Source organism: Microbacterium sp. 77mftsu3.1, assembly GCF_900100525.1.
Taxonomy (GTDB): Bacteria; Actinomycetota; Actinomycetes; order Actinomycetales; family Microbacteriaceae; genus Microbacterium; species Microbacterium aquilitoris.
Genome location: NZ_FNCR01000004.1, coordinates 1784 through 23715, shown reverse-complemented (window position 1 = coordinate 23715; position 21932 = coordinate 1784). Strand labels below are relative to the sequence as shown.

The 21932-nt window shown below is 70.5% G+C and carries 23 protein-coding genes and 1 tRNA gene; 3 read left to right on the top strand and 21 right to left on the bottom strand.

Annotated elements, in window-relative coordinates:
* Positions 1–222: 222 nt before the first annotated feature.
* The 3 genes from BLR68_RS10940 to BLR68_RS10930 all read right to left on the bottom strand — a co-directional run bounded on the left by BLR68_RS10940 (position 223) and on the right by BLR68_RS10930 (position 3128).
* A complete protein-coding gene (locus tag BLR68_RS10940; protein WP_018186417.1) occupies positions 223–1398 on the bottom strand; it encodes an ice-binding family protein in 1176 nt (391 codons plus the stop codon).
* 293 nt (positions 1399–1691) lie between these two features.
* Positions 1692–2915 (bottom strand): sensor histidine kinase, encoded by a 1224-nt coding sequence (locus BLR68_RS10935; protein ID WP_018186416.1) that lies wholly within the window; start codon positions 2913–2915, stop codon positions 1692–1694.
* A gap of 139 nt (positions 2916–3054) precedes the next feature.
* Positions 3055–3128, bottom strand: a tRNA-Pro gene (locus BLR68_RS10930).
* A 104-nt stretch (positions 3129–3232) separates the two neighbouring features.
* Here BLR68_RS10930 and BLR68_RS10925 point away from each other — a divergent pair.
* The 3 genes from BLR68_RS10925 to BLR68_RS10915 are packed head-to-tail and all read left to right on the top strand — an operon-like array spanning position 3233 to position 4708.
* Positions 3233–3811, top strand: a complete 579-nt coding sequence (locus BLR68_RS10925) for a GNAT family N-acetyltransferase (protein ID WP_018186415.1) — start codon at positions 3233–3235, stop codon at positions 3809–3811.
* Positions 3808–4311, top strand: a complete 504-nt coding sequence (locus BLR68_RS10920; RefSeq protein ID WP_018186414.1) for an O-acetyl-ADP-ribose deacetylase — start codon at positions 3808–3810, stop codon at positions 4309–4311. Before BLR68_RS10925 ends, BLR68_RS10920 begins: the two co-directional genes overlap by 4 nt.
* Before the next feature lie 40 nt (positions 4312–4351).
* Positions 4352–4708 (top strand): RNA-binding S4 domain-containing protein, encoded by a 357-nt coding sequence (locus tag BLR68_RS10915; RefSeq protein WP_018186413.1) that lies wholly within the window; start codon positions 4352–4354, stop codon positions 4706–4708.
* On the opposite strand, the gene BLR68_RS10910 is transcribed toward BLR68_RS10915, so the two are convergent.
* The 18 genes from BLR68_RS10910 to BLR68_RS18200 all read right to left on the bottom strand — a co-directional run.
* On the bottom strand, positions 4694–5098 hold the full coding sequence (locus BLR68_RS10910; protein WP_018186412.1) for a ribosomal maturation YjgA family protein: 405 nt from the start codon (positions 5096–5098) through the stop codon (positions 4694–4696). The two genes, BLR68_RS10915 and BLR68_RS10910, sit on opposite strands and share 15 nt — an antisense overlap.
* On the bottom strand, positions 5095–5991 hold the full coding sequence (locus tag BLR68_RS10905) for an NUDIX domain-containing protein (RefSeq protein WP_018186411.1): 897 nt from the start codon (positions 5989–5991) through the stop codon (positions 5095–5097). The genes BLR68_RS10910 and BLR68_RS10905 overlap by 4 nt, the downstream gene beginning before the upstream one ends.
* A gap of 189 nt (positions 5992–6180) precedes the next feature.
* Positions 6181–7710, bottom strand: coding sequence for a ribosome biogenesis GTPase Der (der, locus tag BLR68_RS10900; RefSeq protein ID WP_018186410.1), 1530 nt, complete (start codon positions 7708–7710; stop codon positions 6181–6183).
* Positions 7707–8384 (bottom strand): (d)CMP kinase, encoded by a 678-nt coding sequence (gene cmk / locus BLR68_RS10895; protein ID WP_018186409.1) that lies wholly within the window; start codon positions 8382–8384, stop codon positions 7707–7709. Before cmk ends, der begins: the two co-directional genes overlap by 4 nt.
* Positions 8377–9492 (bottom strand): prephenate dehydrogenase, encoded by a 1116-nt coding sequence (locus BLR68_RS10890; protein ID WP_018186408.1) that lies wholly within the window; start codon positions 9490–9492, stop codon positions 8377–8379. Before BLR68_RS10890 ends, cmk begins: the two co-directional genes overlap by 8 nt.
* The gene (locus BLR68_RS10885) at positions 9489–10271 is read right to left on the bottom strand and encodes a pseudouridine synthase (protein WP_018186407.1); all 783 of its coding nucleotides are present in this window, start codon (positions 10269–10271) and stop codon (positions 9489–9491) included. The genes BLR68_RS10890 and BLR68_RS10885 overlap by 4 nt, the downstream gene beginning before the upstream one ends.
* Positions 10268–10873 (bottom strand): SMC-Scp complex subunit ScpB, encoded by a 606-nt coding sequence (gene scpB / locus BLR68_RS10880; protein WP_018186406.1) that lies wholly within the window; start codon positions 10871–10873, stop codon positions 10268–10270. Before scpB ends, BLR68_RS10885 begins: the two co-directional genes overlap by 4 nt.
* Positions 10863–11726: a segregation and condensation protein A gene (locus tag BLR68_RS10875; RefSeq protein ID WP_018186405.1), complete on the bottom strand. Its 864-nt coding sequence runs from the start codon at positions 11724–11726 to the stop codon at positions 10863–10865. The genes scpB and BLR68_RS10875 overlap by 11 nt, the downstream gene beginning before the upstream one ends.
* Positions 11710–12543, bottom strand: coding sequence for a ParA family protein (locus BLR68_RS10870; protein WP_091362304.1), 834 nt, complete (start codon positions 12541–12543; stop codon positions 11710–11712). Before BLR68_RS10870 ends, BLR68_RS10875 begins: the two co-directional genes overlap by 17 nt.
* A 148-nt stretch (positions 12544–12691) precedes the next feature.
* Positions 12692–13615 carry a site-specific tyrosine recombinase XerD gene (gene xerD / locus BLR68_RS10865; protein WP_018186403.1) on the bottom strand — a complete coding sequence of 308 codons (924 nt, stop codon included), beginning with the start codon at positions 13613–13615 and terminating at the stop codon, positions 12692–12694.
* 6 nt (positions 13616–13621) lie between these two features.
* A complete protein-coding gene (locus BLR68_RS10860) occupies positions 13622–14272 on the bottom strand; it encodes an NUDIX domain-containing protein (RefSeq protein WP_018186402.1) in 651 nt (216 codons plus the stop codon).
* A gap of 3 nt (positions 14273–14275) precedes the next feature.
* On the bottom strand, positions 14276–15976 hold the full coding sequence (locus tag BLR68_RS10855; protein WP_018186401.1) for a CTP synthase: 1701 nt from the start codon (positions 15974–15976) through the stop codon (positions 14276–14278).
* Positions 15977–16013: 37 nt separating this feature from the next.
* Positions 16014–17708: a DNA repair protein RecN gene (recN, locus tag BLR68_RS10850; RefSeq protein ID WP_018186400.1), complete on the bottom strand. Its 1695-nt coding sequence runs from the start codon at positions 17706–17708 to the stop codon at positions 16014–16016.
* Positions 17705–18625: an NAD kinase gene (locus BLR68_RS10845; RefSeq protein WP_018186399.1), complete on the bottom strand. Its 921-nt coding sequence runs from the start codon at positions 18623–18625 to the stop codon at positions 17705–17707. The genes recN and BLR68_RS10845 overlap by 4 nt, the downstream gene beginning before the upstream one ends.
* Positions 18622–19428: a TlyA family RNA methyltransferase gene (locus BLR68_RS10840; protein WP_018186398.1), complete on the bottom strand. Its 807-nt coding sequence runs from the start codon at positions 19426–19428 to the stop codon at positions 18622–18624. Before BLR68_RS10840 ends, BLR68_RS10845 begins: the two co-directional genes overlap by 4 nt.
* Entirely contained in the window at positions 19425–19589 is a 165-nt protein-coding gene (locus BLR68_RS17995) for a hypothetical protein (protein WP_018186397.1), read from the bottom strand. The genes BLR68_RS10840 and BLR68_RS17995 overlap by 4 nt, the downstream gene beginning before the upstream one ends.
* Before the next feature lie 56 nt (positions 19590–19645).
* Complete coding sequence (locus tag BLR68_RS10835) at positions 19646–20677, bottom strand: HAD-IIA family hydrolase (RefSeq protein WP_018186396.1); 1032 nt, start codon at positions 20675–20677, stop codon at positions 19646–19648.
* Positions 20677–21932: primosomal protein (locus BLR68_RS18200; RefSeq protein ID WP_256335378.1), on the bottom strand; the 1256-nt coding region annotated here is incomplete at its 5' end. The genes BLR68_RS18200 and BLR68_RS10835, both read right to left, overlap by 1 nt.

Here is a 21932-nt window from a genome sequence, read left to right as displayed (position 1 = left end):
GGCACGGCTGACAGAGCTTGCGCAAGGCATCCATCCGAAAGAATGAATCGTGTCAATCGGCTGGAGCGAGGGCATTCCGTTTTCGGTCCGAGCGCCTGCATCATCGTCCCGCCACGCCCGCGTCGGAGATCGGAGGGTCGGACGCCCCTGCACGGGCACAGATTCGGGCCCGCACACCCGAAGGTGCGCGAGCCCGAATTCATGCTGACGGATGCCGCCGGATCAGCGGCGTGCGGCGCGGCGTCTCGCTGCGAGGACGATGGCCAACGCGCCACCGGCGAGCAGGACACCGGAAGCCGGAAGAAGCAGCCAGGGATAGCCGGTCGCCCCGGTCTCGGCCAGGCTTCCCGACCCTCGGTTCGCGGACTCGTCGACCGCAGAGCGATCACCCGTCGTTCCGGATCCGGTGCCGTCGCCGGGCGTCCCGGGTCCTTGCGGAGTTCCCGGCGTTCCCGGTGTTCCGGGCTGGGTCGGCGATCCAGGGGTGCCGGGCTGCGACGGGGTTCCCGGACTTCCGGGCGTTCCGGGCTGGGTCGGGGTCGGCCCAGCGGTCGGGGTCGGGGTCAGGGTCGGGGTCGGGGTGGGGCTCGGAGATGCTGACGGTGACGGTGACGGTGACGGAGCCGGTGTCGGAGTCGGAGTCGGTGTCGGAGTCGGGGTGGCCGTCGGAGTCGGAGTCGGGGTGGGGGTGACCGGCCCGTCGGTGTCGCAGCCCGGTGCGGTGAAGACGTTGTTGTTCAGCGTGACCGCGCCCGTGCGAGCCAGCGCGCGCCCTTCCACCGTCGTCCCGAAATCGACGGTGATGGAGGTGAGGGCCATGACGGTGCCGACGAAGTCGGTGCCCGTGCCGAGGGTCGCGGAGCTGCCGACCTGCCAGAAGACGTTGCACGCCTGCGCACCACCGGTCAAGGCGACTCTCGCGCCCGAGCCCGTGATCAGGGTTTCGGGGACTTGGAAGATCCAGACGGCGTCAGGACCGCCTCGGAGGGTGACCGTGCCGGTCAGGCCTGCAGTCGAGGAGAAGCTGTACACGCCCTCGGTCAGCTCGCGACCTCCGAGTTCGGTCGGCAGAGTCGCATCGGATGCTTGCCCTGCGGCGTTGTTATACGCCGTCTTGAGGTCGATCTTCGCCTGCCGTGCTTGTGCGTCGGCCGCGTGGGTCTCGCCTCCGATGACAAGGCCCGGGGGGAAGCCCGTGATGGCTGAACCCGGGGCGACACCGAGGTCGCCGTTGACGACGGTGGGGGTCGCGGTGTTGGTCACGGTCGACCCACCCAGGACGAGGTACGAGTCGGCGGTGCCGAGTCCGATGGATGTCGCGGCGTACGCGCGAGGAACGCCGGCAGCGAAAGACAGGCCGGCTACCGCGACGACGGCCGCGGCCGAGAGTGCGATCACCCGATTCCGCGTGCGGCGCGAGGGGTGAGGATGACGAGAGGTCTGGGTTCCCATGGGAACCGCCATTTCTTCCCCGCAGATGGAGGGGAGCACGGCCCGAAATGGGCCAATGCCAACCTACGCCGCCTTCCTCGAAACGGCTATTGATCTGGGGATATTTGCCCTGTGAAGGGTACGAGACTGGGAATGTGTCTCGCGTCAGCCTCGTATCCGTCTGGCACTCTCACGCCGACACCGTCGGTGGGCTAGCCTTCATCGCCCGTGACGCGACTCGCGGTGAGAACCTGGGGCGATCAGGCGACGGCAGGGCCGGCAGCAGGCAACGAGAATGTGAAGGTCGCGCCCTCACCCTTCCGCCCATCCGCGTAGATGCCGCCGCCGTGGAGTTCGACGATGCGGGCGACGGACGCGAGCCCGAGACCCGTGCCCGGGAACTCCTCCGCGGAGTGCAGTCGCGTGAGCGGTTCGAAGATCCGGGACGCGTCGGACGGGTCGAAACCGTCGCCGTCGTCCGTCAGCTCCAACACGACCCGTTCGGGACCGGCGTCGACCTGTCGCAAGACGATGTGCGCCGACGCCTTCTTGCCGGTGTATTTGACCGCATTGCCGAGGAGGTTCTCCAGCGCGAGGTGCGCGAGCGCGGGATCCGCACTCACGACGTTGGCCTCCTCGACCCGGATGTCGAGGTCGCGACCGCGGTTCTGCGCGAGGAGCTCGTCCGCGATCCCCCGCGCTATCTCGCTGAGGTCGAGTCGTTCAGGCGCGGGCGGCGCCGCGGTGATGCGGTAGATCGACAGCATCCGTTCGATCTGCGCCGACATCCGCTCGCCCGCTCGCACCACCGCGTGCGCATAAGTGGCGCTGGTCTGATCGGTCGCATCGTCTGCGATGAGTTCGGCGAAGCCCATCATCGCCCCCAGGGGGCCGCGCAGGTCGTGCACGAGCGAGTGCATGGTCGCGTCGAGTTCATCCGCCCGTGCGGCCATCTGATCGCGCTCCGCACTGCGCCGGCTGATCGCCCCGCGGAGCTCGAGGTTCTCCAGGGTGACCGCCGCGGTGTTGGCGAGCACCTCGAGCTGCCGCACGTGCTCGGGGTCGGGCACGTGCCGCTCCGCCCAGTACGCCCCGATCGCGCCGATCGGATCGGACGAGCGCACCGGTGCCATGCACATGCTCGCCACGAACGTCGGCCGGTAGGCGTCGATCGGCACGCGCTCGTCGTCGTAGATGTCGGGGATGATGACCGTTTCGCGGTGCAGCATCGACCACCCGCTCACGCAGGCGGTCAACGGGAAGCGACTACCCTTCCACAGGCGTCCGATGGCATCCTCGTCGACGTAGAAGCACTGGTCGTCCTCACGGAGGACGAAGGTCGCGCCGTCGGCACCCGTCAGTTCACGCACGGCATGAGCGACGACCGACGTCACCTCCAACAAGCCGGTCGCCGTCGAGAGCGCATCCACCGTGCGCGCGAGGACGTCGGGGGCAGCGACGTGATCAGCTGGCTTCCCGCCCATGTCGACCTCAATGCAACTCGAAGAAGCGGATGTCTGGGGTTCCCGACGTGGGACCTCCCCCAGGGTACTGCGTTCCGACGGGCAGCGGCGAGAAAGCAGAAGGCCGGAATCCTCATGGATTCCGGCCCTTCCCGAACCGTCGGGATGACAGGATTTGAACCTGCGACCCCTTGACCCCCAGTCAAGTGCGCTACCAAGCTGCGCCACATCCCGGTCCGTTGCCCTCGCGGACAACTCCACTATCCTAACCGGTCCGGAGGCCGCCCGCGAACCGCCACGGGGTTCCGCGTGTCCGATGCCGCCACTAACCTGCCCGCATGAGCCAGATCTCGATCGAACCGGCCCGTGCCGATCGCTTCACCGACGCGGAACGCGCGCTGACCGGTGGTGGCGACGGCGCCGACTGCTGGTGCCAGTGGTGGATGCTCGCGCCGAAGGACTTCGAGGCGACCAGCGTCGACGAACGGCGTGAGCGACTGCGTCAGGACCTCTCGGCTCCGGTCCCGTCAGCGCTGATCGCTTACGTCGACGGCAACGCCGCCGGCTGGGTCAAGGTCTCCCCCCGCCCCGATCAACCCCGCCTCGCGCGTACCCGCAACATCCAGACGTCACCGGAGCCGATGGACGACCCGACAGTCTGGGCGATCACCTGCTTCGTCGTCCGTAAAGAGCACCGATCCCAGGGCATCGCGAGCCGCCTCTTGGATGCCGCCGTCGACCACGCGCGCGCGAACGGCGCTCGCATCGTCGAGGGGTACCCGCTCGACACCGACGTGAAGCGGTTCTCGACGAACGACCTCTACCACGGCACCCTCTCGAGCTTCCTCGCCGCCGGCTTCACCGAGACCGCGCGCCCCGGCGCGGCCCGCCCGATCGTCGCGAAGGATGTGTCATGAGCCGCGTCACCGTCGTCCACGGCGACATCACCCGTCAGAAGGTCGACGCGGTCGTCAACGCCGCCAACCGCGCCATGCGCGGCGGCGGGGGCGTCGACGGGGCAATCCACCGCGCCGGCGGACCCGAGATCCTCGCCGACTGCATCGCCCGATTCCCGCACGGCCTCGCGACCGGGGATGCCGGGTGGACGACCGCGGGGAACCTCGCCGCGCGCTGGGTCATCCACGTCGTCGGACCGAACCACACGGCGGGCGAACGCGACCGCAGCCTTCTCACCTCGTGCTACCGACGCGCGCTCGAGGTCGCCGACGAGCTCGGCGCCACGACCGTCGCGTTCCCCCTGATCAGTGCCGGCATCTACGGCTGGCCGCTCGACGACGCGGTAGACGCCGCCGTCACGACGCTCGCCGAGACCCCCTCGACCGTGACCGAGGCGCGCATCGTCGCTTTCGACGACGCCATGTTCACCCGCGTCGAACGGCGACTCGCGGCATCCTGACCCGTCCTACGATGGACCCACCGGACGGGAGGAGGATCACATGGCGGATGCCGTGCGTGTCGACTCCTGGCTGTGGGCCGTCCGCGTCTACAAGACCCGATCGGCTGCGACCACCGCATGCCGCGCGGGGCACGTCCGGGTCAACGGCGACAAGGCGAAAGCCGCCCAGCAGGTCAAGCCGGGAGACGAGCTGCGGGTGCGGATCGCCGGATTCGACCGCATCCTCGTCGTGCGCCAGACGCTCACCAAGCGTGTCGGCGCTCCGCTGGCCGCCGTCGCCGCCGAGGATCGCACGCCCGAGCGCGAACCGGTCGCCCTGGTCGCCGTCCGCGACCGCGGCGCCGGGCGGCCCACCAAGCGCGAACGCCGCGACATCGAACGGCTACGCGGCCGCTGACACCGCCGCACGGCGACGCCCGACCGCGATGCGGACCGCGGCATCCGTCACGGCGAGCACCAGACCCGTCACCGCATAGACCAGCAGGTCGCGGGCGTCGAAGACGGTCCCGAACACGAGGACGATGGGCGGCCACTCCCCCGCCCACGCGACCGGCAGCCCCGTGAGCTGGAACAGTTCGACGCCGACCGACCAGGCGACCACGATCGCGCCGATCAGCCACGACGACGCCCGAGGGAACAGCGCCACGAGCCCGCCCCACACCGCGACGACGTAGAGCGCATCACCGGCGATGTCGGATGCCGCAGTGTCCGCCGCTCCGAGATGCACGGCGAGTCCGCAGATCACCGCCGCCAGAGCGACGGCGATGCCGAGAAGTCGTCGCTTCACACCCGGTCACGCAGCCACGACGCCCCACGGACCTCCGCGCCCACCGCGACCGCCCGCTCGCCGAGCGCGCGGTCGCTGGTCACGAGCAGGACCCGCTCTCCGTCGCCGACGCGCCGACGCGCCTCGGCGACGAGCGTGTCGTCACCCGCGGCATCCGCTCGCACCACCTCGACGGCGTCCGCCGGGTCCGCGGCGGCGCGCGCCTCGCCCTCGAGTACAGCGACGACGTGGGGGTACCACGTGTCGCCGGGGAGCGACAGCTCGGAAGCAACCACGCCCAGGCGCGACAGACCCTGAAGCCGCTCGAGCAGCCTCGATGCGGCACCGGTGCGGTCGCGCCACCACCCGTCGGGAACCGAGCCGACGACGTTCGCGGCATCGACGAGCACGGTGGGGCGGACGGTGAGCAGCGCGCGCAACGGCTCCCAGGAGTCCGCGAAGCCGGGGTGCAGAGGCAGCGCATCGACCTCATCGAGCGGTACCCACTCGAGGGCGTAGCTCTCGGGGTCGGCGATCACCGGCTCGAACGGGTCGACGACATCGGCGACGAGGGTCGTATACGTCCAGACGTCGAGATCGAGCACGCTCGTGAACCGCGATCGGAGAGCTGCGGCGGGAACGCCCGCTTCCTCTCGCGATTCGCGGATCGCGGCATCCGTCGCGCTCTCGCCTTCGTGGCGCGCACCTCCTGGGATCCCCCACGTGCCGCCGTGGTGACTCCACGACACGCGGTGCTGCAGCAGGACGCCGCGCGCGGGGTCGTGCGCCAGCAAGCCTGCGGCACCGAACCGGCCCCAGTACCGGTCGCCGGCGTCCGTCACCACCCACGCGTCGCCCGGATCGCGAGGACCGGAGGGGCGCGGCGGCCCGCTCGACGGTTCCTCGATCCTCATGCGATCAGCCTCTCACGCGCTCGGCGGCGAGGCGCGGCATCCGTCATGTCCCGGAACAGATCCCCAGCGTGCAGCAGACAACCCAGCGCGCCCGCAGACAACGAAGGAGATGACGGTTCGCGAGGACCGGATGACCCGGATGCCTCCTCGCGAACCGTCATCTCCTCTCGAAGCGACGGCGAACGGGCGTCAGCGCTGGCGACGCTCGCGCACGCGCATGTTCGTGACGATCGGCGTGCCCTCGAAGCCGAAGATCTCGCGCAGGCGCCGCTGGATGAACCGGCGGTAGCCCGGGTCGAGGAACCCGGTCGTGAACAGCACGAATGTCGGCGGACGCGTCGACGCCTGCGTGCCGAACAGGATGCGGGGCTGCTTGCCGCCGCGGAGCGGGTGCGGGTGCTCGGCGATGAGTTCGGCGAGGAACGCGTTGAACTTGCCGGTCGGGATGCGCTGGTCCCACGACTCGAGCGCCGTCTCGAGAGCCGGGACGAGCTTGTCGAGGTGACGGCCGGTGCGTGCCGACAGGTTCACGCGCGGCGCCCACGTGACGTGCGCGAGGTCCTGCTCGATCTCGCGCTCGAGGTAGCGGCGGCGATCGGCGTTGTCCATGTCCTCGTCGTTCAGGCGATCCCACTTGTTGAAGGCGAGGACGAGCGCTCGACCGGACTCCAGGACCAGATCGATGATGTTCAGGTCCTGCACGCTGATCGACTCGGTCACATCGAGGACGACGACGGCGACCTCGGCCTTCTCGAGGGCCGCGCTGGTGCGCAGCGACGCGTAGAAGTCGGCGCCCTGCTGCAGGTGCACGCGACGACGGATGCCGGCGGTGTCGACCAGACGCCAGAGCTTGCCGCCGAGCTCGACGACCTCGTCCACGGGGTCGCGGGTCGTGCCGGCGAGGTCGTTGACGACGACGCGCTCCTCGCCCGCGGCCTTGTTCAACAGCGACGACTTGCCGACGTTCGGGCGACCGAGGATCGCCACGCGGCGGGGGCCGCCGAGCTCGTTCTTGGCGACGGCCGAGACCTCGGGAAGCACCTTCATGATCTCGTCGAGCAGGTCGGCGACGCCGCGGCCGTGGATGGCCGAGACGGGGTGCGGCTCGCCGAGACCCAGGTTCCAGAGCGCTGCGGCTTCGGGCTCCTGACGGGCGTCGTCGATCTTGTTGGCGACGAGGAAGACCGGCTTATCGGTTTTGCGGAGCATGCGGACGACCTGCTCGTCGGTCGCCGTCGCGCCGACCATCGCGTCGACGACGAACATGACGACGTCGCACAGCTCGATCGCGATCTCGGCCTGGGCGGCGACGGAGCGGTCGATGCCCTTGGCGTCGTGCTCCCAGCCGCCGGTGTCGACGAGCGTGAAGCGGCGGTCCATCCACTCGGCCTTGTAGCTCACGCGGTCGCGTGTGACACCGGGGGTGTCCTCGACGACGGCCTCGCGGCGGCCGAGGATACGGTTGACGAGGGCCGACTTGCCGACGTTCGGCCGTCCGACGATCGCCACGACCGGCAGCGCCGGGAGCATCTCGACGACCTCGCCACCCGCGGTGAAGCCGGCGAGCAGGTCGTCGTCCTCCTCGTCGAGCTCGTAGTCGGCGAGCGAGGCGCGCAGGGCGGCGGCGCGCTGCTCGGCGAGATCCTCGTCGAGGTTGGCGAGCTTCTCTTCGAGCTGGTCGGGCCCGCCGTCGTATTCGTAGTCGTCTTCGGCGCTCATCGTGAGCCTTCCGTTCCCGACCGCACGACGTCCAGGACGGCGTCGACGGTCTGTGCGAAGTCCAGGTCGGTCGAGTCGACGACCGTCACGCCGGGGGCGGCGGTGAGGAAGTCGACGACCTGGGAGTCGGATGCGTCACGCTTGTGCAGCGCGGCGGCCACAGCCGCGGCATCCTCTGTGGTCAATTCGGCGCTGCGCCGCGCGGCGCGCACCTCGGGGGCGGCGGTCAGCAGGATCCGCACGGGGGCGTCGGGGGCGACGACGGTCGTGATGTCGCGCCCCTCGACGATGACGCCGGGGCGACCGGAGTCGGCCACGAGGCGACGGAACAGCACGTTCACCTGCTCGCGGATCACCGGCACGCGGGCCACGCCGCTCACGGCGGAGCTGACCCGGGGCTCGCGGATCGCTTCGGTGACCGAGGTGTCCCCGACCCGCACCCAGTACTCGTCGGGGTCGAGCGAGATGGCGTAGTCGAAGTCGCCGGCGGCGTCGACGACCGCAGCCGCGTCGGACGTGTCCGCGCCGTGCTGGAGCACGTGCCAGGCCAACGCCCGGTAGGCGGCACCGGTATCGAGGTAGCCGAAGCCGAGCCGTCGGGCGGCCTCCTTCGACACGCTCGACTTGCCGCTGCCCGCGGGGCCGTCGATGGCGATGGTGATGGGGTCAGTCATTGAGGCTCGCAATCTTCCACCCGCGTGCCGCGAGACCGTCGGTGGCGACGGAGACGGCGGACGGGACAACACTGATCTCGCCGAGACCGAATTGGGCTCCCGGCGAGTGCTCGAGACGAAAATCCTCGACGTTGACGCCGAGGTCGCCGAGGTCGCCGAACAGCCGGCCCAGTTGACCGGGGGTGTCGTCGACCATGACGACCACCGTCTCGAATCGGCGGTTCTGACCGTGCTTGCCGGGCAGGCGTTCGACGCCCTCGTTGCCGCGGCGGATCGTGTCGGCCACGGCGCGACGCGAACCGGGAGCGTCGGGGTCGCGGAGCGCGCCGGCGACGGCGGTCAGATCGGCGGCGAGGGCGTCGAGGACGTCGACAACCGGCTGCGCGTTGGCACCGAGGATCTGCACCCACAGTTCGGGGGCGGATGCCGCGATGCGGGTCGTGTCGCGGACGCCCTGGCCCGCGAGACGCAGCGACGCGTCCTCCGCCCCGACGAAGCGTCCGGCGAGGAGGGATGCCACGAGCTGCGGCACGTGCGAGACGAGAGCCACGGAGCGGTCGTGCGCCTCGGGGGTCATCTCGACGAGGCTGGCGCCGAGGTCGAGGGCGAGCCCTTCCACGACGGCGAGGTCGCGCGCCGAGGTCTCCTCGTCGCGGCAGATGACCCACGGGCGGCCGAAGAAGATGTCGGCGCGCGCCGAGATGGCTCCGCCGCGTTCGCGACCGGCCATCGGGTGGGACCCGATGTAGCGGGAGAGATCGACGCCGCGCTCGCGCAGCGCGAGCAGCGGTTCGAGCTTGACGCTCGCGACGTCCGTGACGACGGCGTCGGGGTGGGCGCCGAGTTCGCGCTCGATGACGTCGGCCGTGACGTCCGGCGGAACGGCGACGACGACGAGGTCCGGGCGGTCGTCGTCACGGGCAGCGCGGCCCGCCCCGTAGTCGACGGCGAGTCGGAGCTGAGCAGGTGACGCGTCCGCGAGGACGACGTCGACGCCGAGCGCGCGGAGCGCATGACCGATGCTCGAACCGAGCAGGCCCGCGCCGACGATGCGGACGAGCCCGCTCGTGCGGACGGCGCGGGCGCGCGCGTCGATGGCGTCGGTCACAACTGCTCCTGAGTGGGATCCCCGGGCGGGGTCTCCGCCTGGCGCGCGAGAGTCAACAGCGCACCACGCTCCACTGTAGTCAACTCGCGTGCCCGACCCGCTGGGAGCGTGCCCAGGTGCAGGGGACCGAACTGGCGGCGGACCAGCTCCTCGACGGGGTGCCCGACGGCCGCCATCATGCGGCGGACGATGCGGTTGCGCCCCGAGTGCAGCGTCAGCTCGACGAGGCTCGTGTCACCGCTCGCGTCGAGCAGCCGGGCCTTGTCGGCGGCGATCGGGCCGTCCTCGAGCTCGACGCCCCGGGTGAGCTGCGCGATGGTCTGCGGCAGCACACGGCCCGACACCTTCGCGATGTAGACCTTCGTGACGCCGAACGACGGGTGCGCGAGGACGTGGGCGAGCTCGCCGTCGTTGGTGAGGACGAGGAGGCCACTCGTCTCGGCATCCAGTCGGCCGACGTTGTAGAGACGCTCGGGCCAGTCCTTCGTGAAGCGCCGCAGGTCGGGGCGCCCCTGGTCGTCCTTCATCGACGACACGACGCCGGTGGGCTTGTTGAGGATGACGTACCGCTTGCTCGTGTCGAGCTGAATCGCGGTGCCGTCGACGTCGACCTGGTCGGTCTCCGGATTGATGCGCGACCCGAGTTCGGTGACGACGACGCCGTTGACCCGCACGCGACCCTCGACGATGTACTGCTCGCAGACGCGGCGCGAGGCGACGCCCGCATTCGCGAGGATCTTCTGCAGGCGGACCCGGTTCTCGTCGGACTGCTCGTTCATCGGATGGTCTCTCCTTCGAATCCCGCGGAGCCGTCGTCCAGCAGCGGGGAGATGGGGGGCAGCTCGTCGAGGGAGTTGATCCCCAGGTGGCCGAGCAGCGCGTCGGTGGTGCGGTAGTTGATGGCCCCGGTCTCGGGGTCGGTGAAGGCCTCGGTGATGAGGCCGCGGGCGAGGAGCGTCCGGACGACGGAGTCGACGTTGACGGCGCGGATCGAGGCGACCTGACTGCGCGACACCGGCTGCTTGTAGGCGATGACGGCCAGCGTCTCGAGCGCGGCCTGCGACAGTCGCGACGGCGCCTGGCCGTTCACGAATTCGGCCACCAGATCGTCGTGCTCGTCGCGGACGTAGAACCGCCACCCGCCGCCGACCTCGCGCAGTTCGAACCCGCGCCGCGGCCCGGAACGCTCCCCGTCGTAGTCGGCGACGAGCTCGTCGACCGCGCGGCGGACGGCGGCGACGGGCGCGCCGACGGCGGCGGCGAGCGAGACGAGGCTCTGCGGCTCGTCGATGATCATGAGGATCGCCTCGAGGCGGCGTGCGATGTCCCCGGCGTCCTGCGAACGCGGTGGCGCCTCGATCTCGGTGGCGTCATCGGTCATAGTCGGCTCCCAGTGTGGCGAGGTTCTCTTCGGACCACCGGTCGGCGGTCCAGCGCAGCGTCAATTCGCCGAGCGGCTCGAGCTGCTCGAACGACAGCGCAGCATGACGGTAGAGCTCGAGGACGGCGATGAATCGGGCCACGACGACACCGGTCTGTGTGACTCCGGCGACGAGCTCGCGGAAGTTGAGCTGACCGGCATCCCGCAGCAGCGTCACGACGATCGCGGCCTGCTCCCGGATCGAGACGAGCGGCGCGTGCAGGTGGTCCAGCCCGACGTGCGGGATCTCCTTCGGCGCGAACGCGAGCATGGCGATCGCCGCGAAGTCGTCGGGCGACAGCGTCCAGACGAGCTCGGGTACGGCCCGGCGGTGCTTCTCGTCGAGCCGGACGGCGCGCGTGTGGCGTTTGCCCTCCCGCTCCAGGCACCGCGCGAACCACGCGGACACCTCTTTGAAGGCGCGGTACTGCAGCAGACGGGCGAACAGCAGGTCGCGGGCTTCGAGCAGGGCGACGGATTCGGCATCCACCAACTCGCCCTGCGGCAGCAGCCCCGCGACCTTCATGTCGAGCAGCGTCGCCGCGACCACCAGGAACTCGGATGCCTGGTCGAGATCGGCGTCGTCGTCGAGCCCCTTCAGGTACGAGATGAACTCGTCGGTGACCTTGCTGAGCGAGACCTCGGTGATGTCGAGCTCGTGCTTGGAGATGAGGGTCAGGAGCAGGTCGAACGGTCCGTCGAAGTTCCCGAGCGACACGCGGAAGCGATCGCCGGATGCCGTCTCGGCCTCTGGGGTGTCCGCCCGCGGCGGCGCAGCGTCGGCGTCGGCGACGTCCTCAGGCGACGGCGCCACGGGAGACCAGCTCCCGCGCGAGGCGCAGGTACGCCTGGGCGGCGGAGTGCTCGGGAGCGAACTTGGTGATCGGCACGCCCGCGACCGAGGCGTCGGGGAACTTCACCGTGCGGCCGATGACCGTCTCGAGCACGTCATCACCGAAGGCGTCCACGACGCGCTCGAGGACCTCGCGCGAGTGCAGCGTGCGCGGGTCGTACATCGTCGCGAGCACGCCGTCGAGCTCGATCGCCGGGTTCAGGCGGTCGCGGACCTTGTCGATCGTCTCGATGAGCAGCGCCACACCGCGCAGCGCGAAGAACTCGCACTCGAGCGGGATCAGCACACCGTGACTCGCCGTCAGCGCGTTGACGGTGAGCAGGCCGAGCGAGGGCTGGCAGTCGATGAGGATGACGTCGTAGTCGCCGGCCACCTTGCGGAGCACCCGGGCCAGGATCGTCTCGCGGGCCACCTCGTTGACGAGGTGGACCTCTGCTGCCGACAGGTCGATGTTCGCGGGCAGGATGTCGAGGCCCTCGACCGACGTCGACACGATGACCTCGTGGGGGTCGCGCTTCGGGTCGAGGAGGAGGTCGTAGATCGTCGCCGTCTCGTGCGTCTGCACGCCGAGACCGGCGGACAGGGCGCCCTGCGGGTCGAAGTCGACCGCGAGCACGCGGCGGCCGTACGAGGCCAGGCCTGCGGCCAGGTTGATGGTGGTCGTCGTCTTGCCGACGCCGCCCTTCTGATTGCACAGCGAGATGATACGCGCGGGACCGTGGCCGTCGAGCTTCGGCGGGGTCGGGAAGCCGTGGTAGGGGCGACCCGTCGGCCCCATCGGGGTGTCGGTCGCCACCGTCGAATCGACGTCCGCCGTACTCCGCTTGCTCGCCACTGATCTCCCGCCTTCGCCGTGCTCACCCGAGTCTAGTCATCCCGTCGCGGCGCGCCGTGGAGCGACTCCCCGCAGGGTGGGGAGCCGGAGCTCATCTCGCGCGCGGGTGCGAGGTGAGGTAGACGTCGCGGAGCGCGTCCACGGTGACGTGCGTGTAGATCTGGGTCGTGGCGACCGAGGCGTGGCCGAGGAGCTCCTGCACGACGCGGACGTCGGCGCCGCCCTGCAACAGGTGCGTCGCGAACGAGTGCCGGAGCGTGTGCGGAGAGACGTGCGCGGTGATCCCCGCCCGCTCCGCGGCCTGCTGGATCACGAGCCATGCGCTCTGGCGCGACAGCGGAGCTCCCCGCGCGCCCAGGAACGCACGCGGCGTCGCGCGTCCGCGGCGCGACAGCTCCGGCCTCACGCGCGTGAGGTAGGCGTCGACCGAGACCCGGGCGTACGAGCCGACCGGGACGATCCGCTCCTTCGAGCCCTTGCCCCGCACGCGCAGGACCTCCCCGTGCATGAGGTCGTCGACATCCAGATCGATGATCTCCGAGACACGGGCCCCGGTCGCGTAGAGGAGCTCCAGCAGCGCGCGATCGCGCAAGCCCACCAGCTCGCCCGGCGCGGCGTCCTCGGGCGCGGGACCGGCCGCATCCAACAGCCGGAGCACGTCCTCGACGGGCAGCGCCTTCGGCAGACGCATCGGCGCCTTGGGAGGCCGGAGCTTCGTGGTCGGATCCTCCGTCACGATTCCCTCCCGCGCGAGGAAGCGGTGGAAGCTGCGGATGGCCGACTGCAGCCGGGCCAGCGACGTCGAGGCGGGTGGTGGATCGGATGCCGCGCGCTCCGCGGCGAACCTCGTCACGAGCTCCCCCGTCACGGCGTCGGTGTCGTCGACTCCGTGCTCGTCGAGCCAGTCGAGGTAGCCGGAGAGGTCGCGACGGTACGCCGCGACGGTGTGCGCCGAGAGTCCGCGCTCGATGGTGATGTGCCGGAGGAACGCGTCGACGGCGCGAGCGAGCCTCACGGCGCCTCAGCCCTGCGGTCGGTCCGCGCCCACGGGACGCGAGCGTCCGGGCCACGGCGCGTCGGCGGCGCCGAGCGTCGTCCACTCACGGGAGCGGCCGGCAGCGGCGGCCAGGGCCGCGATCACGAGAGACGGATTCTGGAGCTTCCGCGCCAGAACGGCGTCCACGACGTCGTCGAGCGCGACCCAGCGCACCTCGATGTCGGCTTCCTCGTCGGTGCGGGCGAACGCTTCAGGCGTCGCCGCGAGCCCGCGTGCCAGGTAGATGCGGATGGCCTCGTCGCTGCCGCCGGGGCTCGTGAAGAAGTCCGACAGCACGTCCCACCGTTCTGCGGTCAGGTCGGCCTCCTCGGCGAGCTCGCGCTTCGCCGCCTCGAGGGGGTCCTCCCCCGGCACGTCCAGCAGGCCGGCAGGGATCTCCCATTCGCGGAACCCCACCGGGTGACGGTACTGCCGGATGAGGAGCACGCGTCCCTCCTCGTCGAGCGCCAGGACGGCGACGGCGCCGGAGTGGTCGACGTACTCCCGCACGATCGAGCCCTCGCCGTAGGTGAACGCGTCGCGGCGCAGGTTCCAGACCCGCCCCTCGAAGACCGTCTGGGTCTCGGTCACCTCGACGGTGACGGCGTCGTCCTGCAGCGGCGCGGCATCCGTCACGGCTCAGTCCTCGTTCTCGACGTCGAACAGCTCGCTCGAGCGGTGCCGCTCGAGCGCCGCGGCGATGAGACCGCGGAAGAGCGGGTTCGCCTCGGTGGGGCGCGAGCGCAGCTCGGGGTGCGCCTGCGTCGCGATGTAGTACGGGTGCACGTCGCGGGGCAGCTCGACGTACTCGACGAGATCGAGGTCGGGGTTCAGCCCCGAGAACCAGAGGCCCGCATCGGCGATCTGCTGACGGTACGTGTTGTTGACCTCGTAGCGGTGCCGGTGACGCTCGGTGGCGCGGTCCGAGCCGTACAGCTCCGCGGCGAGGGACCCCTCGGCCAGCGCAGCCTCGTACAGGCCCAGGCGCATCGTGCCGCCCATGTCGCCGCGGTCAAGGATGTCGACCTGCTCCGCCATGGTCGCGATGACCGGGTGCGGCGTCTCGGGGTCGAACTCGCTCGAGGACGCGTCCTCGATGCCCGCGACGTGGCGGGCGTACTCGATGACCATGCACTGCAGACCGAGGCAGATGCCGAGGGTGGGCAGTCCCTGCTCGCGGGCGAACTTCAGCGCGCCCAGCTTGCCCTCGATGCCCCGGATGCCGAAGCCACCCGGGATGACGATGCCGTCGACCGCCGACAGGGCCTTCGCCGCACCCTCGGGCGTCTCGCACAGGTCGGAGGGGATCCACACGATCTGGACCTTCGTCTCCTGCGCGAATCCGCCCGCCTTCAGGGCCTCGGTGACCGAGAGGTACGCGTCGGGCAGGTCGATGTACTTGCCGACGAGGCCGACCGTGACCTCGTGCTTGGGGTTGTGGACGGCGTTGAGGACCTTGTTCCAGCGGGTCCAGTCGATGTCGCCCGCCTTGGCGTCCAGGCCCAGGCGGCGCACGATGTACGCGTCGAGACCCTGGTCGCTGAGCGTCGAGGGGATGTCGTAGATGCTCGGCAGGTCGACGGTGTTGATGACCGCGTCCTCGTCGACGTCGCACATGAGCGCGATCTTGCGCTTGTTGGACTCGGTGACGGGGCGGTCGCTCCGCAGGACGAGGGCGTCGGGCTGGATGCCGATGGAGCGGAGCATCGCGACGGAGTGCTGCGTGGGCTTGGTCTTCTGCTCGCCCGAGGCGCCCATGAACGGGACCAGCGAGACGTGCACGAAGAAGACGTTGTCGCGGCCGAGCTCATGGCGGATCTGGCGCGCCGACTCGATGAACGGCTGCGACTCGATGTCGCCGACCGTGCCGCCGACCTCGGTGATGATCACGTCGGGGCGGGGCTCTTCGCTCGCCTGCAGGCGCATGCGCCGCTTGATCTCATCGGAGATGTGCGGGATCACCTGGACCGTGTCGCCCAGGTACTCGCCGCGGCGCTCCTTGGCGATGACCTCGGAGTAGATCTGACCCGTCGTGACGTTCGCCGCCTGGCTCAGCTCGATGTCGAGGAAGCGCTCGTAGTGGCCGATGTCGAGGTCGGTCTCGGCGCCGTCGTCGGTGACGAAGACCTCGCCGTGCTGGAACGGGTTCATCGTGCCCGGGTCGACGTTCAGGTACGGGTCGAGCTTCTGCATCACGACACGCAGGCCGCGCGCGGTGAGGAGGTTACCTAGGCTGGCGGCGGTCAGACCCTTGCCGAGAGACGAAACGACACCACCCGTCACGAAGATGTGCTTGGTGATGTCGTTGTTTTTGCGTCCCGCGCCCGAAGAGTCCGTCACGGGCTTTCACTCTATCAGCCCTCTCGGGTGCCCGGTCTCAGCGCGCCCGTCCGAGGGCCAGCAGCTCGCGCGCGTGGTCCAGCGCGGCATCCGAGTCAGCCATGCCCGACAGCAGGCGCGCCATCTCGGCGGCGCGTTCATCGCCTTCCAGTCGGCGCACGCTGGAGGCGGTGACCGACCCGTCGTTGGACTTCACGACCGACAGGTGATTGCCGGCGAACGCCGCCACCTGTGCGAGATGCGTGACCGCGATCACCTGACTCGTCTCGGCGAGCTTGGCGAGTCGCCGGCCGACCTCGATCGCGGCGGCGCCGCCGATACCGGCATCCACTTCGTCGAAGACGAACGTCGGAACAGGGTCGGTCGCCGCGATCACCACTTCGATCGCGAGCATGACGCGACTGAGCTCACCGCCGGACGCTCCGCGGGCGACCGGTCGAGGCGAGGCGCCCGGGTGCGGCGCGAGTTGGATCGTCACGACGTCGCGGCCGTGCGCCGCCTCGGCCCCCGGGTCGACGGCGACCGTCAGCCGCGCGTCCGGCAGCGCCAGATGATGGAGTTCCTCGGTGACGGCGTCGCCGAGTCGGGATGCCGCCGCCCGCCGCGCGTCCGTGAGCTCAGCGGCGCGCGAGTCGAGGTCGTCTCGGAGGCGATCGCGTTCCAGAGTGAGTCGCTCGATGCGGTCGCCGTCGTCATCGAGCTCGGCGAGACGTGCGGACCCGGTCGCGAGGAGCGCGATCGCCTCGTCGAGCGATCCATGCGCGCGGATGAGTGCGCCCAGGGCCGCGCGACGCTCCTCGACGGCGGCGAGTTCATGGGGGCCGCCCTCGTCGAGGTCGGCGAGGTATCCGCTCAGCTCGCCGGCGATGTCGGCCACCCGGTACCCGAGTTCCTCGATCGCCGCGGCGTGGCCGCGCAGCGCCTCGTCCGAACCGGCGGCGCGTTCGAGAGCGCGGCGCGCCTCGGCGAGGAGGGTCTGCACGTCGGGCAGGTCGTCCTCGTTCGAGAGTGCCGTGTGCGCCGTCGCCGCCGCCATCCGCAGTTCCTCGGCGTTCGCCAGGCGATCTGCGCGCTGCGAGAGCTCGAGGTCCTCCCCCGGCTGCGGGTCGACCGCCTCGATGTCCGCGATCGCGGCCCGGAGCTCCGCTGCCTCACGGGCGCGGGACGTCTGCTCGGTCGTCAGGGTCTCGAGTTCCGCGGCCGCGGTGCGCCAGGCATCCCACACCCGGCGGTACCGGTCGAGCGCGTCGGCGACCGTCGCGCCGCCGAAGCGATCGAGCGCCTCGCGCTGGGCCGCGGCCGACGTGAGCCGCAGCTGATCGGACTGCCCGTGGACGACGACCAACTGGTCGGCGAGGTCGGCGAGCACTCCGGCGGGAGCCGTCCTGCCGCCCACCGTGGCGCGGCTGCGTCCCTCGCTCGACAGTGTCCGCCCCAGGTAGAGTTCCGCGCGTCCGTCTCCGATGGGTTCGACGTCGCCACCGGCATCCCGCACGCGCTCGACCACCGGGCCGTCCTCGGGGACGATCCACACTCCGTCGACCGCGGCCTGATCCGCACCGGCCCGCACCGCGCCCGAGTCGGCACGCTGGCCGAGAAGGAGCCCGAGCCCCGTCACGACCATCGTCTTGCCGGCACCGGTCTCACCCGTCACCGCGGTGAACCCCGGCCCGATCGGCAAGGTCGCCGCCGCGATCACGCCGAGATCCCTAAGCCGGATCTGCTCGATCACAGCGAGGCCTCCGCACCGCCGCGCCAGCCCGCGATGGGGAGCTGGAACTTGCGCACCAGTCGGTCGGTGAAGGCCGAGCGGTGCAGTCGTGCGAGGCGGACCGGGCGTCCCGATCGCCGCACGACCACGCGGGCACCGGGCGGAAGGTCGTGCGAACGGCGTCCGTCGCACCAGAGCACCCCCCTGCCCTGATTCCGCTGGAGGACGTCGATCGACACGGAGGTCTCGGGACCGAGGACGACCGGTCGGGCGAACAGCGCGTGCGCCGACAGCGGGACGAGGCAGAGCGCCTGCACGGAGGGCCACACGACGGGGCCGCCGGCCGAGAAGTTGTACGCCGTCGAGCCCGTGGGAGTGGCGACCACGACGCCGTCGCACCCGAAGGCCGACAAGGGGCGATCGTCGATCTCGATCATGACCTCGAGCATCCGCTCCCGCGACGCCTTCTCGACCGTTGCTTCGTTCAGGGCCCAGGTCGAGTAGACGACGTCGCCGTCGGCGTCTCGGACCTCGACCGACAGCGTCATCCGCTCGTGGATCTCGTAGTCCCGCGCGAGCGCCCGGCGGATCGCTTCGTCGACGCCGTCCGCCTCGAGTTCGGCGAGGAAGCCCACGTGTCCCATGTTGACGCCGAGAAGGGGGACGGATGCCGCCCGCACCAGCTCGGCGGCGCGCAGGATCGTGCCGTCGCCACCGAGGACGATCGCGACCTCGATGTCGGTGACGTCGATGCCGCCCTCGCCGAGGACCACGGTGTCGAGATCCCCGAGGGCCGCGGCGAGCTCGGGGTCGTCGCCCGGCACGACGGGCTGGAGGCCGGCCGCGTGCACCGCTTCGACGACGCGACGGGCTCCTGCGACCGTGTTCTCGCGGAGCGCGTGCGCCACCACGAGGATGTTGCGCGTCGCGTCGGTCATGCGGCTCCCGCCAGTCGGTTCACGGTGTCCAACCATTGTGTCGGATTCGCGTCGTCGCTCGTCCCGGGTCGGAGATGGATGAGGAATTCGCGGTTGCCGTGCGTTCCCGCGATCGGCGAGGCGATGACGCCGTGGGTGCCGAGCCCGGCATCCCACGCCGACCACAGGACGGTGGCGACGGCGTCGGCTCGACGCCCGGCATCCGTCACCAGTCCTTCACGGACCCCGGTGCGGCCCACTTCGAACTGCGGTTTCACGAGCAGGACGAGATCGGATGCCGGGGCGCAGACCGACGCCGACGCGGGGAGGACGTGCGTGAGCGAGATGAACGAGAGATCGCCCGTCACGAGCGTCGGCACGTCGGCGACGCCGCTCGCCTCGGCAAGGGAGGCGCGCGTCATGTGCCGCACGTTGAACCCTTCGACGACGGCTACTTCCGGGAGGGCCGCGATCTCCGCCGCCAGCTGCCCGTGCCCCACGTCGACGGCGAGCACCCGTGCGGCGCCGCGTTCGACGAGCACCTGCGTGAACCCCCCGGTCGACGCGCCCATGTCGAGCGCGACGCGCCCGCGTGGGTCGACCCCGAACGCGTCGAGGGCGGCGAGGAGCTTGTGTGCGGCACGGCTGACGTAGTGGTCGGATGCCGCGACCTCGATGCGCTGCTCGTCGCCGACCTTGACCGAGGCCTTCACAACGGGCTCGCCGTCGACGGTCACCAGTCCCGCATCGATGAGCTGCGCGGCGTGGGTGCGGCTGCGCGCCAGGCCTCGAGCGGCGACGGCCGCGTCGAGCCGGCTGGTCATGCGTTCGGGTCGCGGGGACCCGATTCGAGACGCTTCGCGAGCTCGTCGTGCAGGAGTGCGTACGCAGCCGCCCGTTCGCCCAACGGCTGGTCCTCGATCACATCGAGCGTCGAGAGCAGGTCCTCGCGGCGCGCGTCGCCGTCAGCAGCATCCATCGACATGTCACCCACCCTACGCGGCGCGGACGACGGCGGACGTGAACGCGGCGGAGCGGTTGTCAGCGTCGGTGGAACGGGTCCGCGTAGAGCCGCTCCGGCACCCGGAAGCCGTAGATCGCGCGTCCGGTGCCCCAGATCGCCGCGGCACCTGCGCGCACGAGATCGATCGGACGATCGCCCTCGGTGACGATGTGCACGTCGGGCCCGTCGATCCGAACCGAGGCGGAGCCGACGGTCGTCACGTCACCCTTCACGATCGTCTCGGGGTACGGCTCGTGGAGCTCCCGCAGGTCGCCGACAATGTAAGTCGGCCTCGAGGAGTTCGGAGCGGCGAGGACGTGCTTGGGCCGGTCGATGCCGGTGAGCACCAGCACCGACTCGATCCCCGCAGCCTGCGCGCCGGCGATGTCGGTGTCGAGTCGATCGCCGATGAAGAGCGGATGCCGCGCCCCGAAGCGTGCGACCGCTTCGTCGAAGATCGGTCGCTCCGGCTTGCCGGCCACGGTGGCGAGTCGACCGACCGCGGTGTGCACGGCGGAGACCAGGGTGCCGTTGCCGGGCGCGATGCCACGAGACTGCGGGATCGTCCAGTCGGTGTTGGTGGCGATCCAAGGGATGCCGCCCTCATCTTCGGGCTGGGCCAGGGCATAGGCCGCTTCAGCGAGCTGCGCCCAGCCGACGTCGGGAGAGAAACCCTGCAGCACGGCTGCGGGACGGTCGTCGGCGCTGCGTGTGACGGTGTAGCCCGCCTTCTCCAGTTCGAAGACCAGTCCGTCTCCACCCACGACGAGGATCGTCGATCCGGTGGGAACCCTGTCCCGCAACAGCCGCACGGCGGCCTGCGGGCTGGTGACCACCTCGTGAGGCTGGGTCTCGAGCCCGAGCTCGGTGAGATGGGAGGCCACAACGCTGTCACGTCGCGACGCGTTGTTCGTGATGTACGCGAGCGGACGTTCGCGCCGCGCTGCATTCAGGCTCTCGACGGCATGAGGAATGCCACCGTCACCCGCGTAGACGACGCCGTCGAGGTCGGCGAGCACCAGGTCGACGCCGTCGAGCGGTGTCGATCGGGAACGCGAGAAGAGACCCATCAGGCGCGGTCCTCCTCGTCCTCCTCCTGAACGGATGCCGGGTCTCCCCCGGCGTCGCCGTCCTCGGTGTCGTCGACCTCTTCCCCGGGTTCGTCCTCGGATTCGTCCTCGAGTTCGATTTCATCGATCTCGTCGACCTCTATGGTCTCGGAGTCCGCGTCGATCTCGCCGAGCGCCGCAGCGGCGATGTCTGCACGACGCTGCCACTGCGCGGCCTCGTCGTCCTGACCGAGTTCTTCGAGGACGGCAGCTCGCGCAGCGAACAGCCCGGGGCTCCACGGGAAGGCGGTGTCGGGATCGAGTTCGGGGATGTCGAGCTCCTGCAGGGCACGGTCGGGCTGGCCCAGGTCGAGCCGTGCACCGGACATCGCGATTGCGAGCTCGACGCGGACGTCGGTCGGGAGCGACGCACGGTCGACGGCGCGTCCGACCTCGAGCGCACGGTCGGGTCGACCGACGCCACGCTCGCTGTCGACCATGAGGGCGATCTGGTCGTCACGACCGGAGATCCGGCGGAACGTCCGGAGTTCGCGCAGGGCCAGTGCGAAGTCGCCGACGGCGTAGGCCGTGATCGCGACGGTCTCGCGGACCACAGCGATCCGACCAGCGCTACGGGATGCCGCCAGTGCGTGCTCGTGCGCGAGAGCGGGGTCTTCGTCGATGAGACGGGCAGCCATGGCCAGGTGCCGTGCGACCTGCTCGGCGTTGTCCTTACTGAGAGTCTTTAGCTCGTTCCGGGCCGCACCGTTCAGGTCGCGAGCCGTGACCTCATCGGGAACGACCGGACCCGCCGGCACGTTCCGACGGTCCGAATCCTGCGGCGGCCGCGAAGACCGACGGTCCCCGTCGCGCTGCGGGTACGACGGACGGTCGCCGTCGCGACGCGGGTACGACGGGCGGTCGCCATCGCGCTTCTCGTACGGACGACGCTCCCCGTCACGCTTCGAGTAGTTGGGCCGGTCACCCTCGCGGCGCGGGTAGGAAGGACGATCTCCGTCGCGGCGCGGGTACGCCGGACGGTCGCCATCGCGCTTCTCGTACGGACGACGCTCTCCGTCACGCTTCGGGTAGGAAGGACGATCTCCCTCTCGACGCGGGTAGGTGGGGCGGTCGCCATCGCGCTTCTCGTACGGTCGACGCTCTCCGTCGCGCTTCGGGTAGGAAGGACGGTCGCCGTCACGACGCGGGTACGAGGGACGGTCACCGTCGCGCTTCTCGTACGGACGACGCTCGCCGTCACGCTTCGGGTACGACG

Coding starts and splice junctions, on each gene's coding strand:
- der (WP_018186410.1), bottom strand. CDS start 7,710: ATGAGCGCCGAAGACGACTACGAATACGACGGCGGGCCCGACCAGCTC.
- scpB (WP_018186406.1), bottom strand. CDS start 10,873: ATGACCGATGACGCCACCGAGATCGAGGCGCCACCGCGTTCGCAGGAC.
- BLR68_RS10840 (WP_018186398.1), bottom strand. CDS start 19,428: ATGACCAGCCGGCTCGACGCGGCCGTCGCCGCTCGAGGCCTGGCGCGC.
- BLR68_RS10935 (WP_018186416.1), bottom strand. CDS start 2,915: ATGGGCGGGAAGCCAGCTGATCACGTCGCTGCCCCCGACGTCCTCGCG.
- BLR68_RS10915 (WP_018186413.1), top strand. CDS start 4,352: ATGGCGGATGCCGTGCGTGTCGACTCCTGGCTGTGGGCCGTCCGCGTC.
- BLR68_RS10920 (WP_018186414.1), top strand. CDS start 3,808: ATGAGCCGCGTCACCGTCGTCCACGGCGACATCACCCGTCAGAAGGTC.
- BLR68_RS10835 (WP_018186396.1), bottom strand. CDS start 20,677: ATGGGTCTCTTCTCGCGTTCCCGATCGACACCGCTCGACGGCGTCGAC.
- BLR68_RS10870 (WP_091362304.1), bottom strand. CDS start 12,543: ATGGGGCCGACGGGTCGCCCCTACCACGGCTTCCCGACCCCGCCGAAG.
- BLR68_RS10925 (WP_018186415.1), top strand. CDS start 3,233: ATGAGCCAGATCTCGATCGAACCGGCCCGTGCCGATCGCTTCACCGAC.
- BLR68_RS10845 (WP_018186399.1), bottom strand. CDS start 18,625: ATGACCGACGCGACGCGCAACATCCTCGTGGTGGCGCACGCGCTCCGC.
- BLR68_RS17995 (WP_018186397.1), bottom strand. CDS start 19,589: ATGTCGATGGATGCTGCTGACGGCGACGCGCGCCGCGAGGACCTGCTC.
- cmk (WP_018186409.1), bottom strand. CDS start 8,384: ATGACTGACCCCATCACCATCGCCATCGACGGCCCCGCGGGCAGCGGC.
- BLR68_RS10885 (WP_018186407.1), bottom strand. CDS start 10,271: ATGAACGAGCAGTCCGACGAGAACCGGGTCCGCCTGCAGAAGATCCTC.
- BLR68_RS10905 (WP_018186411.1), bottom strand. CDS start 5,991: ATGAGGATCGAGGAACCGTCGAGCGGGCCGCCGCGCCCCTCCGGTCCT.